Annotated in this window: 15 protein-coding genes; 8 read left to right on the top strand and 7 right to left on the bottom strand. The window is 58.9% G+C overall.

The genetic code is table 11. The annotated features are described in order from the left end of the window. Window positions 1–330 precede the first annotated feature (330 nt). Window positions 331–1104: an NAD kinase gene (locus HWX89_RS01655; protein ID WP_138795504.1), complete on the top strand. Its 774-nt coding sequence runs from the start codon at window positions 331–333 to the stop codon at window positions 1102–1104. A gap of 11 nt (window positions 1105–1115) precedes the next feature. After that, the gene (locus tag HWX89_RS01650) at window positions 1116–1622 is read left to right on the top strand and encodes a hypothetical protein (protein ID WP_138795505.1); all 507 of its coding nucleotides are present in this window, start codon (window positions 1116–1118) and stop codon (window positions 1620–1622) included. Between the two features lie 31 nt (window positions 1623–1653). Here HWX89_RS01650 and HWX89_RS01645 read toward each other — a convergent pair whose 3' ends face one another. The 4 genes from HWX89_RS01645 to HWX89_RS01630 all read right to left on the bottom strand — a co-directional run bounded on the left by HWX89_RS01645 (window position 1654) and on the right by HWX89_RS01630 (window position 7453). Continuing rightward, window positions 1654–2124, bottom strand: a complete 471-nt coding sequence (locus tag HWX89_RS01645; RefSeq protein ID WP_138795506.1) for an isochorismatase family protein — start codon at window positions 2122–2124, stop codon at window positions 1654–1656. A gap of 76 nt (window positions 2125–2200) precedes the next feature. After that, window positions 2201–3332, bottom strand: a protein-coding gene (gene prfB / locus HWX89_RS01640) for a peptide chain release factor 2 (protein WP_178340580.1) whose coding sequence is annotated in 2 segments (ribosomal slippage) — window positions 2201–3262 and window positions 3264–3332 — 1131 coding nt in all. Because the reading frame shifts where the segments join, the coding sequence is not laid out codon by codon here. A 98-nt stretch (window positions 3333–3430) separates the two neighbouring features. Next, complete coding sequence (locus HWX89_RS01635; protein WP_138795508.1) at window positions 3431–5890, bottom strand: penicillin-binding protein 1A; 2460 nt, start codon at window positions 5888–5890, stop codon at window positions 3431–3433. Window positions 5891–6193: 303 nt separating this feature from the next. After that, entirely contained in the window at window positions 6194–7453 is a 1260-nt protein-coding gene (locus tag HWX89_RS01630; protein ID WP_138795509.1) for an N-acetylmuramoyl-L-alanine amidase, read from the bottom strand. A gap of 646 nt (window positions 7454–8099) precedes the next feature. Here HWX89_RS01630 and HWX89_RS01625 point away from each other — a divergent pair. Continuing rightward, window positions 8100–10997 (top strand): Rne/Rng family ribonuclease, encoded by a 2898-nt coding sequence (locus HWX89_RS01625; protein WP_138795510.1) that lies wholly within the window; start codon window positions 8100–8102, stop codon window positions 10995–10997. A 101-nt stretch (window positions 10998–11098) separates the two neighbouring features. Here the strand turns inward: HWX89_RS01625 and HWX89_RS01620 are convergent, their stop codons facing one another. Both HWX89_RS01620 and HWX89_RS01615 read right to left on the bottom strand, forming a co-directional pair. Beyond that, window positions 11099–11449, bottom strand: a complete 351-nt coding sequence (locus HWX89_RS01620; protein ID WP_138795511.1) for an antibiotic biosynthesis monooxygenase family protein — start codon at window positions 11447–11449, stop codon at window positions 11099–11101. Beyond that, window positions 11446–11772, bottom strand: coding sequence for an NIPSNAP family protein (locus tag HWX89_RS01615; protein ID WP_138795512.1), 327 nt, complete (start codon window positions 11770–11772; stop codon window positions 11446–11448). The genes HWX89_RS01620 and HWX89_RS01615 overlap by 4 nt, the downstream gene beginning before the upstream one ends. Before the next feature lie 74 nt (window positions 11773–11846). Between HWX89_RS01615 and HWX89_RS01610 the strand changes: the two genes are divergently transcribed. Next, window positions 11847–12533, top strand: a complete 687-nt coding sequence (locus HWX89_RS01610) for an ArsR/SmtB family transcription factor (protein ID WP_138795513.1) — start codon at window positions 11847–11849, stop codon at window positions 12531–12533. A gap of 16 nt (window positions 12534–12549) precedes the next feature. Here HWX89_RS01610 and HWX89_RS01605 read toward each other — a convergent pair whose 3' ends face one another. Then, window positions 12550–13713: a pyridoxal phosphate-dependent aminotransferase gene (locus HWX89_RS01605; protein WP_178340579.1), complete on the bottom strand. Its 1164-nt coding sequence runs from the start codon at window positions 13711–13713 to the stop codon at window positions 12550–12552. A 173-nt stretch (window positions 13714–13886) separates the two neighbouring features. Between HWX89_RS01605 and HWX89_RS01600 the strand changes: the two genes are divergently transcribed. From HWX89_RS01600 to accC, 4 genes are all read left to right on the top strand, one after another. Next, window positions 13887–14654, top strand: a complete 768-nt coding sequence (locus HWX89_RS01600) for a DsbA family protein (RefSeq protein WP_138795515.1) — start codon at window positions 13887–13889, stop codon at window positions 14652–14654. Between the two features lie 125 nt (window positions 14655–14779). Continuing rightward, complete coding sequence (aroQ, locus tag HWX89_RS01595; protein ID WP_138795516.1) at window positions 14780–15217, top strand: type II 3-dehydroquinate dehydratase; 438 nt, start codon at window positions 14780–14782, stop codon at window positions 15215–15217. Window positions 15218–15244: 27 nt separating this feature from the next. Beyond that, complete coding sequence (gene accB, locus HWX89_RS01590; protein ID WP_138795517.1) at window positions 15245–15733, top strand: acetyl-CoA carboxylase biotin carboxyl carrier protein; 489 nt, start codon at window positions 15245–15247, stop codon at window positions 15731–15733. A gap of 12 nt (window positions 15734–15745) precedes the next feature. Beyond that, a complete protein-coding gene (accC, locus tag HWX89_RS01585) occupies window positions 15746–17089 on the top strand; it encodes an acetyl-CoA carboxylase biotin carboxylase subunit (protein ID WP_138795518.1) in 1344 nt (447 codons plus the stop codon).

Genomic DNA, 17089 nt, shown 5'->3' with positions numbered 1-17089 from the left:
CTTTGCCTCCTGCCAGACGTCAATTCATGTCGGCGCATGTTGGTGTCGAGCAACCTGCCCCAGACGAAAGCGCATCGCAACCCTCGGCACGCAGGTAAAAACAACAAGCTGTGGACCGGATCTGGTGCAGAGACCCTCGCAGAACCGATCTCGGTCAAAATAGCTTGTCGCGACATAAGCTCTTCATGTACCAAGGAAAATATACCTGCGAAGGATCGGCGGATTTTCGTCGACGATTCGCCTGCAGACCGGAAGATTGCGAGTTGCCTCAACAAGTTACCCACATTTTCGCGTGTCATCTCTGTCCCGCGACATTGTCAAGGAAAGCGAATGTCGCGTCCTAGCTCTTCATTGTCCTTTGTCGCTGCGAAAACCGAGGACGCCGAGGCCGCGCTCGAGGAGCTGACGGCACTTTATGGCAATATGCCGTTTGAAGAGGCCGAAGTCGTCGTGGCTCTTGGCGGCGACGGCTTCATGCTGCAGGTGCTGAACGAAACCATGAACTCGGGAAAACGTGTCTATGGCATGAACCGTGGTTCCGTCGGCTTCCTGATGAACGACTACAAGATCGAGGGATTGCGCGAACGCATTGCCGTGGCAACCGGCAATGATTTTCATCCGCTGCGCATGACCACCACGGATTCCGATGGCGACGAGTTTACCGCGCTTGCGATGAACGAAGTGAGCCTGTTCCGCCAGTCCCACCAGGCCGCCAAGCTGCGCGTCGAGGTGGATGGCAAGGTGCGGCTGGAAGAGCTGATCTGCGACGGCATGATGGTCGCGACACCGGCCGGCTCCACCGCCTATAATTTTTCCGCGCATGGACCGATCCTGCCGCTGGAATCGCCGCTTCTGGCGCTCACGCCTGTCAGCGCTTTCCGCCCACGCCGCTGGCGCGGTGCGCTTTTACCGAATAAGGTGACGGTCGACATTCATGTTCTCGAACGCGACAAGCGCCCCGTCAATGCCGTTGCGGACCATACGGAAGTCAAATCCGTAACCCATGTCAGGATCGCCCAATCGCAGGACAGGACAGCACGGATTTTATCCGACCCGGATCGTTCATGGTCCGACCGCATTCTTGCCGAGCAATTCACCAACTGACGAAGACCCGCATGCACCCGAAATTGACGCTCCTTGCCACATTGTTTCTGGCCGCCAGCACGCTTTGCGCGCCTGCGCAGACGCAGGAGATCGATGCGCTGCCGGTTTCCACGATCTTCGTGACGAGCAGCGGTCTCTGGGAAGACGCCAACCCGCCTGCAGCCCCTGCACAGAACGGCGCTGACGCCCAGAGAACGCCGCCGAGCGCGCCGACACGCGGCTACTATAAGGTGATTGCGCTGCGACAAGGCGACGGAACCGCCAAAATCTATCTGCAGCGCATTGCCTTTACGGCCAATGGCCCGCACCTCGTCGAGACGGTCGAGCTGGAAGAATTCAACCAGATGAAGTCTTACGTGACGGATATTCGACCCGAAAGTTCCAACGGTGCACCGACCGCGCCGGGGCTGTTCGTAACGGTCTACCTCAAGACCGATCCGATGGCCAAGGAATCGGAAAGCTGGACGATCCTCATCGATGAACTCGGTGAAATGAAAATTGAGCGCGCCTCGAACTGAGACCGGAAGACCGGATGTAATCCGCTTCGCTCTACAGGCCCAGTTCGTTCGGTCCTGACAAGACCGCGCCGAAATGATGTTTCCAGAGCTTTTCGCCGAGCCCACCGCTCCGATCCAGGCTGGAACCAACCGTCAGCCACGGCAGCAGGGTCGGGGTGAGACCGGCATCGAACAGTGCAAAACCGGCGGCGAGCACGCAGGTATCGGCCTGAATACCGCACACGAGCACGCGCTCCACGTTCAGCGAGCGAAGATAATCGATCGCCTCTTTCGGCGGCGCATAGCCGTATTTGATGAACACCCGGTCTGCCGGCACCAGGCTCTCATCGTCCCTGCCCGGTTTCCAGCCCAGTTGCCGTTCGAAGGGCGTGATGGTCTCATCATGGCGTTCGACGCTCGCCGCACTCGGCATGGTCTTCGCCAGTCGGGCAATCTCCGTGACCAGCGCGGCCGGTGGATTGAAGCTTGGCTGAACATCGACGATGTATAGAGCCTGTCTCACGCATTCCTCCAAACAAAAAGCCCCCCGCAGTTTTCTGCGAAGGGCGAATTCTACAACACTGGTCTGCCAGCCTTCATCAATCGATGTCGGCGACATCCACGCCCGCGCCACCGCTGATGCGATGGGCAAGAGCCGCTTCCATGAACTCGTTCAGATCGCCGTCCAGAACGTTGCCAGGTGCCGTGCTTTCCACACCGGTACGCAGGTCCTTGACCAACTGGTAAGGCTGCAGAACGTAGGAGCGGATCTGGTGACCCCAGCCGATATCCGTCTTGGATGCAGCCTGCGCATTGGCGGCATCTTCGCGCTTCTGAAGCTCAACCTCATAAAGACGCGAGCGCAGCATTTCCCACGCCTTGGCGCGGTTCTTGTGCTGGGAGCGTTCCTGCTGGCATGCGACCGCGATACCGGTCGGAATGTGCGTGATACGAACAGCCGAGTCGGTGGTGTTAACGTGCTGACCGCCCGCACCCGAGGAACGGTAGGTATCGATGCGGCAATCGCTTTCATTGATGTCGATCTGGATCGAATCATCGACCACCGGATAGACCCAGATGGACGAGAACGACGTATGACGACGGGCGTTGCTGTCGTAAGGCGAAATACGGACGAGACGATGTACGCCCGATTCGGTCTTCAGCCAGCCGAAGGCATTGTGACCCTTGACAAGGATCGTCGCCGACTTAATGCCCGCTTCTTCGCCGTCATGAACTTCCAGAACCTCGACCTTGAAGCCTTCGCGTTCCGCCCAGCGCGTATACATGCGCAGCAGGATATTGGCCCAGTCCTGGCTTTCGGTACCGCCGGCGCCGGAGTGCACTTCGAGATAGGTATCGTTACCGTCGGCTTCGCCCGACAGCATGGCTTCCACCTGACGGCGGTTGGCCTCGTTCTTCAGTGCCTTCAGTGCGTCTTCGGCGTCCTTGACGATTTCGTCGTCGCCTTCCATCTCGCCGAGTTCGATCAGCTCGATGTTGTCGCTCAACTGACGCTCAAGCGCCTTCACGCCGCTGATGCTGTCATCAAGCTGCTGGCGTTCACGCATCAGCTTCTGGGCTTCTGCGGCATCGTTCCAGAGGGTCGGGTCCTCTGCCTTGTTATTCAACCAGTCCAGTCGTCTTATCGCCTGGTCCCAGTCAAAGATGCCTCCTCAGCAGGCTTATGGCCTGCTTGATTTCGTCGACTACGTTCACAATTTCATTGCGCATTTCGCTGGTTCTTCACCTTGTTTGAAACTGGCTGCTCAAATAAATGCGAGGGGCGCGGATGTAAAGACCGCGCCCCTTACGAACTCCTAGATGACGGATCAATAAAGGCCGCCGCCACCGCCGGTGATGGCCTGCTGGGCCTGTGGCGAGGTCTTCAGAATATCTTCCTGAGACATATAGCCGTCCATGCCGCCAATGACCGAGAAGCTGTCAGCCGGACCCGTGCCAGGCTTGAAGGCTTCCATGATCGTGTCAGGTTCACCTTCCATGGCTGCCATACCGGTCTTGCGGTTGACGGCGATGAATTTCATGCCCTCCGGCACGATGAACTGGCTCGGCTCCGTGTGCTTGGCAAAATCAGCCACGAACTCACCGAAGATCGGCGCCGACAAGGAACCACCGGTGCCACCGCGACCGAGCGGGGCCGGAGAATCGAAGCCGATATAGAGGCCCGCAACCATGTTCGGCGTGTAACCGACGAACCAGGCGTCCTTTTCATCGTTGGTCGTGCCGGTCTTGCCTGCAACGGGGCGGTCATTCACCGGGATCTTGCCCGCAGCCGTACCGCGACGAACAACGCCTTCCAGCATCGACGTCGTCTGGTAAGCGGTCATCGGATCGAGAACCTGCTCGCGGTTGTCAACGATGACGGGCTCGTCCTGGTTCTGCCAGCTCGTCGCATTGCAGCCTTCACAAGCGCGCTCTTCATGACGGAAGATCGTCTTGCCGTAACGGTCCTGAATGCGGTCGATCAGCGTCGGCTTGATCTGCTTGCCGCCATTGGCGATGACCGAATAGGCCGACACCATGCGCATGACAGTGGTTTCACCCGAACCCAGCGACATGGCCAGAAGCGGCGGCATCTTGTCGTAGATGCCGAAACGTTCGGCATATTCGGCGACGACGTTCATGCCCATGTCCTGTGCCAGACGCACGGTCATGAGGTTACGCGACTTTTCAATGCCGAGGCGCAGCGTCGAAGGACCAGCCGAACCGCCGCCGTAGTTCTGCGGCTTCCAGACCTGACCGCCGGAGACGACTTCGATCGGCGCATCGAGAATAACGGATGCAGGCGTGTAGCCGTTGTCGAGCGCCGCCGCGTAGATGAACGGCTTGAAGGACGAACCCGGCTGGCGCATGGCCTGCGTCGAACGGTTGAACTCCGACTGGCCGTAGGAGAAGCCGCCAACCATGGCCAGAACACGGCCGGTATGCGGGTCCATCACCACCATGCCACCCTGCACTTTCGGTGGCTGGCGCAGACGGTATTCGCTGCCCGTGGCATTCAGCGGCTGGGCATAGATGACATCGCCGGGTGCGAGAACGCCGACCGGCGATTTCGCCGTCGAGCGCTTGCCATTGGCGTCGCGATAAGCCCAGCGCATGTTTTCAGGAGCGATGTGGCCGCGTGTGCGCTTGTCGCCGCTTTCGTCCTCGGCGTCAGGATCAGCCTGAACGCCGATGGTCAGACCGTCTGCGGCGACTGCCAGAACCACACCGACCTTCCACTCGGGAACGTCGCGCAGGCCCTTGATCTTGGCGAGAGCCGCGCTCCAGTCACCGGTCGTATCGATCTGCTCGATCGGGCCGCGGTAACCACGACGCTCGTCATATTCAACGAGGCCATCCTGAAGCGCCTTGCGGGCTTCAAGCTGAACCTGTGGATCGAAAGAGGTGCGAACCGAAAGGCCGCCTTCGAGGAGAGCCTTTTCGCCGTATTTTTCAACGATCTGACGACGGACTTCCTCGGCAAAATAGTCGGAGGCGAAGATATGGGCGCCACCGCGACGCACGTTGACACCGAGCGGCTGCTTCTTGGCATCGGTGGCGTCGGCAACGGTGATGTAGCCGTTTTCGGCCATGCGGTCGATCACCCAGTCGCGGCGCTCAAGGGCAGCCTTTTCACGACGGAAGGGATGATAGTTGGCAGGGCCCTTCGGCAGAGAAGCGAGATAGGCCGTTTCGGCAATCGTCAGTTCGGTAACCGACTTGTTGAAGTAGGTCAGTGCCGCGCCGGCGATACCGTAGGAATTCAGACCGAAGAAAATCTCGTTGAGATAAAGCTCGAGAATCTTGTCCTTCGAGTAGGTCTGCTCGATGCGGAAGGACAGGATCGCTTCCTTGATCTTGCGGTCGAAGGTCTGGTCGTTGGTGAGAAGGAAGTTCTTGGCGACCTGCTGGGTGATCGTCGATGCGCCGACTGGGCGACGGCCGGAACCGAGGTTCTGGACGTTGACGAGGATCGCGCGGCCAAGACCCCAGACGTCGATGCCGGGATGGTTGTAGAAATTCTTGTCTTCGGCGGAGAGGAACGCCGCCTTCACACGATCCGGGATCGCCTGGATCGGTAGGAAGAGACGCTTTTCATGCGCATATTCCGCCATCAGCGCACCGTTACCGGCGTGCACGCGGGTCGTTACCGGCGGCTCGTAGGTGCTCAGTACGGCATAGTCCGGCAGGTCTTGCGACACGCCGCGCAAATAAATTGCACCGGCGGCGGCGGCGCACAGAAACAGCACGCAGGCCAAGCCGAAGAAATATCCAATAAGTCTGATCATACCAAGCTACCGATAATTCGAATCGTAACCATCAACGCCCATCGATATCGGGACGTATCCTTGCATATCGGGTGCCGTTTTGCACACCATACCTTCAATGACAAGCCGAATGCGCTGCATTCGCCGATATGTTACCACACGATCGACAAAGGCCGCGTCCCGACCATCGCCGAATCCGACCTCCGAGTAACGCGTCGATTGTGAGTAAAATAGGGCTCCCGCCTGTTTTACCCTGTGTAGAACCCATGGTTTTGTTGCACTATGGCGATGATACAACGGATTGCAGGCACTCGCAAAATTTCGTCAGCCGCCGTTTGCCATCGCCTTTTCACGATAACGACCGACGGCTTTTGCCAGCGTATCGGCAACCTTCTTGCGCCATTCGGTGTCGAGCAGCAGCTTCTCGTCCTCGGGATTGGACAGAAATCCGAGTTCCAGCAGAACCGACGGCACGTCATGGGCACGCAGGACCATGAAACCGGCGTAACGATGCGGGTTGTTGATGAGACCCACCTGCCCCTCGAAGGAGGAAACGATATTTTCCGCCAGCGTCACCGAAAACGCCTGGGTTTCGCGACGGGTGAAATCGAGAAGGATATCCGCAACCTCGGGCGGCTCGCTCGAGGCGGCCACACCGGCGATCTGATCGGACTTGTTTTCGCGTTCCGCCAGTTCCTGCGCCATGCGGTCGGAGGCGCGGTCGGACAAGGTATAGACGGTGGCGCCGCGAATACCCTTCTGCTTCAGCGTGTCGGCATGAACCGAAATGAAGAGATTGGCATTGTTCTGCCGGGCCAGCGTCACGCGTTCGGAAAGCGCCAGAAACGTATCGGAATCACGGGTGAGGAACGCCTTCACACCGGGTTCGCGGTTCAGGCGCTCTGCCAGCTCGCGGGCGAAAGCCAGCGTGATGATCTTTTCTTCCGTTCCGGTTGTGCTGCCGGATGCGCCGGCATCGATACCGCCATGACCGGCATCGACGGCAATCACGAAGTCATTGGTGCGCGATGTCTTGTCATCGGGGGTAATGGAGGCCGTGGAAACCGGCGCAGGCGTCTGCCATTGCTGCGTCTTCAGCAGTTCGGCGAATTTCGCCTTGGTCGTGATCTCAGTATCCAGAACGAAACGATAGGAGTTTCCATCTTCGCCGGGCTTTGCCTCGGCCACGGCCACCTTGACCGGTTTCTTCGCCGTCAGGACGATACGGGCGTTGCCCTCGCCCATGCTGCCGAAGCGGATATCCGAAAACAGCCCGGTCGCGGCAAGATCGGATGCCGGGAAGGCAAAGTTCACGGCGGGGAAATCGACGACGATACGCGTCGGCGAGTCGAGATAGTGAATATCGAACTCCGGCTCTTCGGCGAAATCGAGAACAATACGCGTGCGCGCCTCGTCTCCGATGATGCGGGCCTGATGCGCGACCAGCGGTCCATTGGCCGATGCAGCGCGGAGCCCTGGAATCGATACGACGAAAGACAACGCGACGACGCACGCCAGACGTGCGATTCGCGCGCCAAACGCTCTTGTCTCACCCGAAAAGGCTGATCCTCGATAGAAAATCATGGTCTTCTAAAAAAATCCGTATTTCAGTCATTTGCACGAACAACGCCGCGTTGACGCCGGTTTGTGGCTATTTCAGCCCCGACGCATATGCCTTTGCGCCATTTGGCACCAAAATCGCAGGCGTTGATGAACCAATTCTTAACCCGCCAATTCCACCAACAATATGGCATATTTAGCCAGCCTATTGCTATTATGACAGAGAAAACATACAACACGAGAGAGGGTTAAAAGTGTTGACGGGATAGACGCCCGCCGGCTGCCAATCGACTTAGAAGCTGGCGCCGCAAAAGCGGGTAATCATCTGCCGTTGTTACATTTATCCTGAAACTGGATCAATTCCGGAACTGTCCGGAAACGTACCCGGTGGCGTTGCCACCGCCGCTCTGAGGAGAGCAAATTCATCGGACCCCAAGGGGTCTATATATTATTGTCGTTCCGCCTGGCCCAAGATGTCGCAGCAGTTTTCATATGAACCGGATACCAGGAGCAGGCCCAGCGCCTCGCCGTCGGTCCGGATGCTGCCAGTTTACGGAGGTCAGGCTGGAGACTTCATTTCCGGCACATCCTTGCACTCATATGAAAGGCCCGTCCTCCCGGCGGGCCTGTTCTCGTATAATACAAGGCTGCGCCGAGGAGCACAGCTTACATGGCAGACAAAATGCTTATCGACGCCTCCCATGAAGAGGAGACGCGCGTTGTAGTCGTCCGTGGAAACCGGATTGAGGAATTCGATTTCGAATCGGAACACAAGAAGCAGATTCGCGGCAACATTTACCTTGCCAAGGTAACCCGCGTTGAACCTTCGCTTCAGGCGGCCTTCGTCGACTACGGCGGGAACCGTCATGGCTTTCTCGCTTTTGCGGAAATTCACCCTGACTATTACCAGATCCCGCTTGCCGACCGTCAGGCACTGCTGAAGGCCGAAGCCGAAGATCATCGCCGCAGCGACGATTTCGAATCGGCTGACGCACCGGAACCGGGCGCACCTGCCATCGATCTGTCGCAGGTAGACCAGCCGGATGTCGGCATTGTGGCGAGCGAAGAAACAGCGGTTGCCGTTTCAAGCGAAGAACCGGTTGCCGAAGTCACCGAAACGGAGGCGGAAGCCGTCGCTGTTGAAGCGGTCGCAGAAGACGCCGTTGTCGAAGAAGAAAAGCCGAAGAAGCGCACCCGCCGTCCCCGCGCCAAGAAGAAGGTCGCGGAAGACGAAGCAGCGGCTGAAGCCGTAGAGGGCTCTTCCGAAGATGATGGCAGCACCGGTGGCGAAATGGCCGCCATGGTGGATGCCGACACGATTTCCGAAGAAGTCGAAGGTCTTCGTCGCGATAACAACGACGACGACGATGACGACGACGATCACCACGAAAAGGAAGTGATCGAATCCGTTGGCGCCGAAGACGCCATGGAAGAAGTTCCGGATCGCGTTTCGCGCAAGCCGCGCAAGCAGTACCGCATTCAGGAAGTCATCAAGCGTCGCCAGATTCTTCTGGTGCAGGTTGCCAAGGAAGAACGCGGCAACAAGGGCGCGGCACTGACCACCTACCTGTCGCTGGCAGGACGTTATTCCGTTCTGATGCCGAACACGGCACGGGGCGGCGGTATTTCCCGCAAGATCACCCAGCCGGCCGACCGCAAGCGCCTGAAGGAAATCGCACGCGATCTTGAGGTGCCGCAGGGCATGGGCGTGATCCTGCGTACCGCTGGTGCCAACCGTACCCGCGTCGAGATCAAGCGCGACTTCGAATATCTGATGCGCCTGTGGGAAAACGTCCGCACGCTGACGCTGAACTCCACGGCCCCCTGCCTCGTTTACGAGGAAGGTTCGCTCATCAAGCGCTCGATCCGCGATCTCTACAACAAGGATATCGGCGAGATCATCGTTTCGGGTGAAGACGGCTATCGTGAAGCGAAAGACTTCATGAAGATGCTGATGCCGAGCCACGCCAAGGTGGTTCAGCCTTACCGCGACATTCACCCGATCTTCTCGCGCTCGGGCATCGAAGCCCAGCTCGACCGCATGCTGCAGCCGCAGGTCACGCTGAAGTCGGGCGGTTATCTCATCATCAACCAGACGGAAGCTCTGGTTTCGATCGACGTGAACTCCGGCCGTTCGACCCGCGAACATTCGATTGAAGAAACCGCGCTGACGACCAACCTTGAAGCCGCTGAAGAAGTTGCCCGCCAGCTTCGCCTGCGCGACCTTGCCGGTCTTGTCGTCATCGACTTCATCGACATGGAAGAAAAGCGCAACAACCGCTCTGTCGAAAAGAAGCTCAAGGATTGCCTGAAGAACGACCGCGCCCGCATCCAGGTCGGCCGCATCTCGCATTTCGGCCTTCTGGAAATGTCGCGCCAGCGTATTCGCGCATCGGTTCTGGAATCGACCACCCAGGTCTGCTCGCATTGCGGCGGCACGGGCCACGTTCGCTCGGAATCGTCCATCGCGCTGCACGTACTGCGTGGCGTCGAGGAATATCTGCTGCGCAACACGACGCACAACATCACCGTTCGCACCACGCCTGAGACAGCGCTCTACCTGCTCAACCACAAGCGTGGCACGATTGTCGATTATGAAGGCCGCTTCGGCGTCTCGATCATCATCGCAGCCGATGCCAGCGTTGGTGCACAGCACTTCGCAATCGACCGTGGCGAAGCCGTCGAAAATCCGGTGAAGATCGAAAGCCTGCTGCAGGCCCTGCCCGACTTCGCCGAAGAAGAAGACGATATCGTCATCGAGATCGAAGAGGACGAGGACGAAGAAGAAATCGTCAAGGCTCAGGGCGCTGAAGCCCGCCAGCCGCAGGGCGAAAATGGCGAAGATGGCAAGCGCAAGCGCAAGCGTCGTCGTCGTCGTCGCGGCAAGGGCGGCCAGAACGGCCAGGGCGGTGACAATCAGGCCGAAGGCTCCGAAGACGGTGCTGGCGATGAGTCCGATGCCGACGAAGACAATAGCGTGGACGCCGATGAGGATGCCGTTGCAGAAGGCGATGCCGCTGCTTCCGATGAAGACGGCAAGCGCAAGCGTCGTCGTCGCGGCAAGCGTGGCGGCCGTCGCAACCGTGCGGAAGACGAAGCTCTTGATGCCGATGGCGAACAGCAGGCCGACGGCGAAGCAGAAAGCGACGAGGCGGAAGCTCCGGTTGCCGCTGCCGAAGACGTCGCAGTTGTCGAGGTTGTCGAGGTTGTCGAAGCCGTTGCAGAACCGGTAGCCGAAGAAGCGCCGAAGAAGCCACGCCGTACCCGCAAGGCCAAGGCGAAGGTCGAGGACGAACCGAAGGCTGTTGAGGTCGAAACGGTCGAGCCTGTGATCGTCGAGCAGACCGTTGCCGAAGTGGCAATCGAGGAAGCCGGCGAAGCCTCGGCAGACCTTGGCGCTGAAACGGTTGCACCGGAAACGGAAGCCGAAGCCGAAGGCAAGACTGCCCGTGCCAACCGTGGTGAGAACGTCTCCACGTCCGAGCCAGTCGTGACCTCTTCCGGCAATGACGGCGATGAGCCGAAGCCGCGCAAGGGCGGCTGGTGGCAGCGCCGCGGTTTCTTCTGAGACCAAGCGAATAGACACTGAAAAACGCCCGCAACGAACATTGCGGGCGTTTTCTTTTGTGCAGAGATGTGTGGTTCAGGCGAACGGTGCCGGTCTGGCCGTCAGTTGTTCTTGTGCATCGCACGGCTGTCGGACGGTGCATGGTCTCTTTCGTTCAAACCGTAATCGCGCATGACGCTGGCGACCCGCAGCCGGTAATTGGCAAAGACACCTGAACGCCCCGCGGACTGAGCGGCCCTGTGGCCGCTGCGGTTGCGCCATGCCTTCACTGCCGCCTCGTCGCGGAAGAAGGACAGAGACAGCATCTTGTCGGGATTAACGATGCTCTGGAACCGTTCGACGGAGATGAAACCGTCGATCACCTCAAGATCGGCGCGCAGCGCGGATGCGATATCCAGATAATGCTGCCGCTCGCCTTCCGCCGGCCAGACTTCGAAGATGACAGCGATCATCTCCCGCCCACCCCATGCGGCGCGGAGGCGAGTTGCAGAAACAACCGGTCTTCGCGGCGAATGAACTGTTCGCGCCTCGCAAACTCGTAATTTTCGCGACCGAGCGGATCGGCGGCCAGACGGGCGCGATAGGTCTCGTAGGCGGCAAGGTTGTCGATGTTGTAAACGCCATAGGCAACGGTGCTCGATCCCTCCTTCGGGGCATAATAACCGATCAGATCTGCACCACAGCGCGGAATGGCCTCCCCCCAGTTACGGGCATACTGGTTGAAGGCGTCGACTTTGAACGGGTCGATTTCATAACGAATGAAACAGGTCAGCATGGCACTCTCCTTTGATGCGACATGCTCCTGTTTACGCCATTGCTGCGCGTCGATGCTTCGGCTATGATCGAAGTATGAAGGATGGACCGATGATCGCCAATGTTGCCGCACTGATCGGCGACCCTGCCCGCGCCAACATTCTGACCGCGCTGATGGATGGGCGTGCGCTGACGGCAAGCGAGCTTGCGCAGACGGCCGGAGTCACACTGCAAACCGCCAGCGGCCATCTGTCGAAACTCTCCGACGCGCATCTTCTCAAAGCCGAAAAACAGGGACGCCACCGTTACTTCCGGCTCTCCGACGAAGATGTTGCGCAGGTTCTGGAGGCCTTGATGGGCCTTGCCCAGCGCACCGGGGCGGTGCGGGTGCGGACCGGCCCGAAAGACAAGGCGCTGCGCGAAGCGCGCGTCTGCTATGATCATCTGGCTGGCGAAAGCGGTGTCACGCTGCTCAACGCCATCATCGCGCAAGGTTTTGTCACCGATGGCGATGACCCTGCCCTGACCGACAAGGGACGCCATTTTTTTGAAGACTTCGGCATCGATCTTACGACGCTGGAGAAAAGCCGCCGTCCCATCTGCCTGCAGTGCCTGGACTGGAGCGAACGTCGCCATCACCTCGGCGGCGGACTTGGTGCATCGTTGCTGTCAACCATGCAAAGCCGCGACTGGATACGACGCGGACAAGGCCGTGTGCTGACCTTCACCACCAAGGGCGAGAAGGCTTTCCGCAGCACCTTTCAATGCGATGCTGCGGAATAGAAGGGTCTAGGCTACGTCAGCCCTGTTTCAGCCAGCCGGCAATGCGACCGACAGCTTCGGCGATATCCGACACCGATCCCGCATAGGAAATGCGGAGTGCCCGGTGGCCTTCTTCCGGATCGAAATCCATGCCGGGCGTTGCCGCCACGTCGATTTCAGCCAGCATGCGCTTTGCAAAATCCATGCTGTCATTGGAATAACGGCTGGTGTCCACATATGCATAAAAGGCCCCGTCCATCGGAGATGCCAGCGGCAGGCCGATTTCCGGCAGGCGCGTCATCAGGAAATCGCGGTTGGTGCGGTAGCTTTCCTTGTAGACATCCAGCTCAGCCTCGGCCGAAAACGCGGCCGCAGCCGCAAGCTGCGACAGTTCCGGCGCGGAAATGTAGAGGCTTTGCGCAAGACATTCGACCGGGCGAACGAGTTTTTCCGGCAGCACCATCCAGCCGATACGCCAGCCGGTCATGCAATAATATTTGGAGAACGAGTTGATGACGACGGCGTTGTCGGTAATTTCGAGCGCGCTGGTCTCATCCCCGACAAAGGTCAGGCCGTGATAGATCTCGTCCGAGATGAAGGCGATGTCGCGGCTGTCGCAATAGGCAGACAGGCGTTTGAGCGCCTCGCGTCCCGTTACCGTGCCGGTGGGGTTGGCCGGGCTTGCCAGCAAAACGCCCTTCAGCGTGCAGCCCGCCTTGGTTTCGGCGCGCTCCAGGCTTGCAGGTGTCAGCGTGTAGCCGGTTTCGGCGGTGACTGGCACCTCCACGACATTGAGGCCGAGGGCCTTCAGAATGTTGCGGTAGGCAGGATAACCGGGTCTTGCGATCGCGACATGGTCGCCCGCATCGAAAAGGCCGAGAAAGGCGAGATTGAAGGCGGCCGAAGATCCTGTGGTCACCGCAATACGGGCGGGATCGACCGAGACCTGATGGCGGCGCTGATAGTGGCCGGCGATCGCTTCACGCAGATCACGCAGGCCAAGCGCGTCGGTGTAACCGATGCGGCCATGTTTCAGCGCGGTCTCGGCGGCAGCGAGTGCGGCCTTTGGCGCGGGGTGAGACGGCTGGCCGACGGCCATCGAAATTACCGGACGGCCTGCCTGCTTGCGCCGGTTCGCTTCCGCCAGAATGTCCATGGCATGGAAGGGTTCAACCGCGCTTCGCTTCGACATCGTTATCAATGGCGTCTTCTTTCCTGAAATGTTTTTCGAGACTTGCCGCAAAATCGCAGTCTTCACAATGATGCGATCATAATGAGGACAACTATTTTTGCCGTATGATATTTGGCTTAAGGTAAGGTAAGTGCCAGAGTGATATTCCAGTGGCACTGCCCACACACATGACGAGGACCGATATGGCGCACCTTCTCCGTTCAACCGTTTTCGCCAGCATCACGGCCCTTTCGACCGTTTTTGCCTTCCAGCCTGCGCACGCGCTTGACGCGCAGCAGAAGAAGGAGATGGGCGAATTCATCAAGCAATACCTGATCGAGAACCCGGAGATCATGCTTGAGGTGCAGGATGCGCTGGAGCGCAAGCAATATGCGGCGCGCAACGCCAAGGCATCCGAAGCGGTGGCCGACAACCAGAAAGCCATTTTCGAATCGAAATACGATCTGGCGCTCGGCAATCCCGAAGGCGATGTCACACTGGTCGAGTTCTTCGACTACAATTGCGGCTACTGCAAACGCGCCATGAGCGACATGGACAACATTCTCAAGTCCGACAACAAAGTGCGTGTCGTTCTGAAGGAATTTCCGATTCTCGGACCAGAATCGGTCGCCGCCCACCGGGTTTCGAATGCCGTGAAACTTCTCTCGCCGGAAAAATATCCGGAGTTCCAGCGCACCCTGCTTGGCGCGCGCGGCCGCGCCAATGAAGAAAGCGCGATGGAAGTTGCGACCTCTCTCGGCCTGAAGGAAGCGGATATCCGCAAGTCCATGGAAGAGAACCCCAACGATGCGCAGGTGCAGGAAGCCTACCAGCTCGCCAACAATCTCGGCATCACCGGAACGCCGTCCTATATCGTCGGCACGGAAGCCGTGTTCGGCGCTGTTGGTGCCGCACCGCTGAAAGAGAAGATCGCCAATATGCGCACCTGCGGTAAGGCCACCTGCTCCTGATTTCTCAAAAGCCCCTGCATAAACCCTGAAGTTGCCGGACAACCCGGTGCTTTACGGTGTTCAGGGGCTTTTCCTTCGAAGCTGTGCAGTCTATAGGTGTCGCTGATTTTCTTGTGGAACCACGAATGAGCAACACGATCTTCGTCCTGAACGGACCCAATCTCAACATGTTGGGAAAGCGGGAGCCGGGTATTTACGGCGGCAAAACGCTGAAGGACATCGAAAACGACTGCATCAAGGCCGGCGAAGAACTCGGATTTTCCGTCGAATGCCATCAGTCCAACCATGAGGGCGCGCTGGTCGATCTGCTGCATGAAGCAGGCGACCGTGCAGTCGGCGTGGTCATCAATCCCGGTGCTTATGGCCATACGTCGATTGCTTTGCACGATGCCATTCGCGCCATCTCCGTTCCCGTGGTGGAAGTTCATATTTCCAACATCCACGCCCGCGAGGAATTCCGTCACAAGTCGATGATTGCCCCCGCAGCCAAGGGAATGGTCTGCGGTTTCGGGCCATACGGCTACATCATGGCGCTCAACGCGCTGAAGAATATCACGGCATAAAAAGAAACAATCAGAATAGGGTTTGTCATGTCTGAAAAGAAAAACGGTATCGACAAGGAACTGATCCGCGAACTCGCGAACATCCTCAACGACACCGACCTTTCCGAGATCGAAGTCGAGCAGGACGACCTGCGCATTCGCGTTTCCCGTTCTGCCCCGCCTGCAACGGTCTACGCTGCACCACCAGTCGCCTACGCTCCGGCAGCACCGGTTGCCGCACCTGCGGCTGTTGCTGCGCCTGCCGCACCGGCAGCAGCGGCTGCGGCCCCTGCCCGCAACCCGGCCAACACCGTAACCTCGCCGATGGTCGGTACGGTTTACCTGTCGCCTGCTCCGGGCGCTCGCCCGTTCATCGAAGTCGGCGCCACCGTCAAGGAAGGCCAGACGCTTCTCATCGTTGAAGCCATGAAGACCATGAACCAGATTCCGGCAACGAAGTCCGGCAAGGTCGTGGAAATCATCGTCAACGACGCACAGCCCGTGGAGTATGGTGAAGCCCTCGTGGTCATCGAATAAAGGCGGTCCACAATGGTTTCGAAGATCCTCATAGCCAACCGCGGCGAAATCGCCCTTCGCGTGCTGCGCGCTGCGAAGGAACTTGGCATCTCGACCGTTGCCGTGCACTCCACGGCCGATGCGGACGCCATGCATGTTCGCCTGGCCGACGAAAGCGTGTGCATTGGCCCGCCGCCGTCGCGTGACAGCTACCTCAACATCCACCAGATCGTCGCAGCCTGCGAGATCACCGGTGCTGATGCGGTTCACCCCGGCTACGGCTTCCTGTCGGAAAACGCCAAGTTTGCCGATATTCTCGATGCGCACGGCATTACCTTCATCGGGCCGACTGCCGAGCACATCCGCATCATGGGCGACAAGATCACCGCCAAGCAGACGGCCATGGAACTCGGCATTCCCGTTGTTCCCGGTTCCGATGGCGAAGTGAAGCCTGAAAACGCGCTGGAAATTGCCAGACAGATCGGTTTCCCGGTTCTGATCAAGGCGACCGCCGGCGGCGGTGGACGCGGTATGAAGGTCGCCAAGACCGAAGCCGATCTCGACGAAGCCGTGAACACGGCCCGTTCCGAAGCGGCTGCCGCTTTCGGCAACGACGCCGTTTACATGGAAAAGTATCTCGGCAAGCCGCGCCACATCGAAGTGCAGGTTTTCGGCGATGGTGAAGGCAATGCAATTCACCTTGGCGAACGCGATTGCTCGTTGCAGCGTCGTCACCAGAAGGTTCTGGAAGAGGCGAACTCTCCGGCCCTGACGGTCGAACAGCGCATGGAAATCGGCGAGATCTGCGCGAGCGCCATGCGCAAGCTGAAGTATCGCGGTGCAGGCACGATCGAGTTCCTTTACGAAAACGGCGAGTTCTATTTCATCGAAATGAACACCCGTCTTCAGGTGGAGCATCCGGTCACTGAAGCCATCACCGGCATGGATCTCGTGCAGGAGCAGATTCGCGTCGCTTCCGGCCAGGGCCTTTCGGTGACGCAGGCCGATATCGAATTCCATGGCCACGCCATCGAATGCCGTATCAACGCCGAAGATCCGCGCACCTTCGTTCCGTCTCCGGGCACCCTCACCTATTTCCATACGCCCGGCGGTCTCGGCGTGCGCGTGGACTCGGGTGCCTATCAGGGCTACAAGATCCCGCCTTATTACGACAGCATGATCGGTAAGCTGATCGTTCACGGTCGCGACCGTGACGAATGCATCCGTCGTCTGCGCCGCGCGCTGGACGAGTTTGTCGTGGACGGTATCAAGACGACCCTGCCGCTGTTCCAGGATCTTCTGCAGAACGAAGACATCCTGAAGGGTGAATACGACATCCACTGGCTGGAAAAATATCTGGCCGGTGACGCACACTAA

The sequence above is a fragment of the Rhizobium sp. RM genome, from assembly GCF_013390595.1.
Taxonomy (GTDB): domain Bacteria; phylum Pseudomonadota; class Alphaproteobacteria; order Rhizobiales; family Rhizobiaceae; genus Agrobacterium.
The sequence above is the reverse complement of the archived record's forward strand: the minus strand, read 5'-3'. Positions and strand labels throughout refer to the sequence as shown.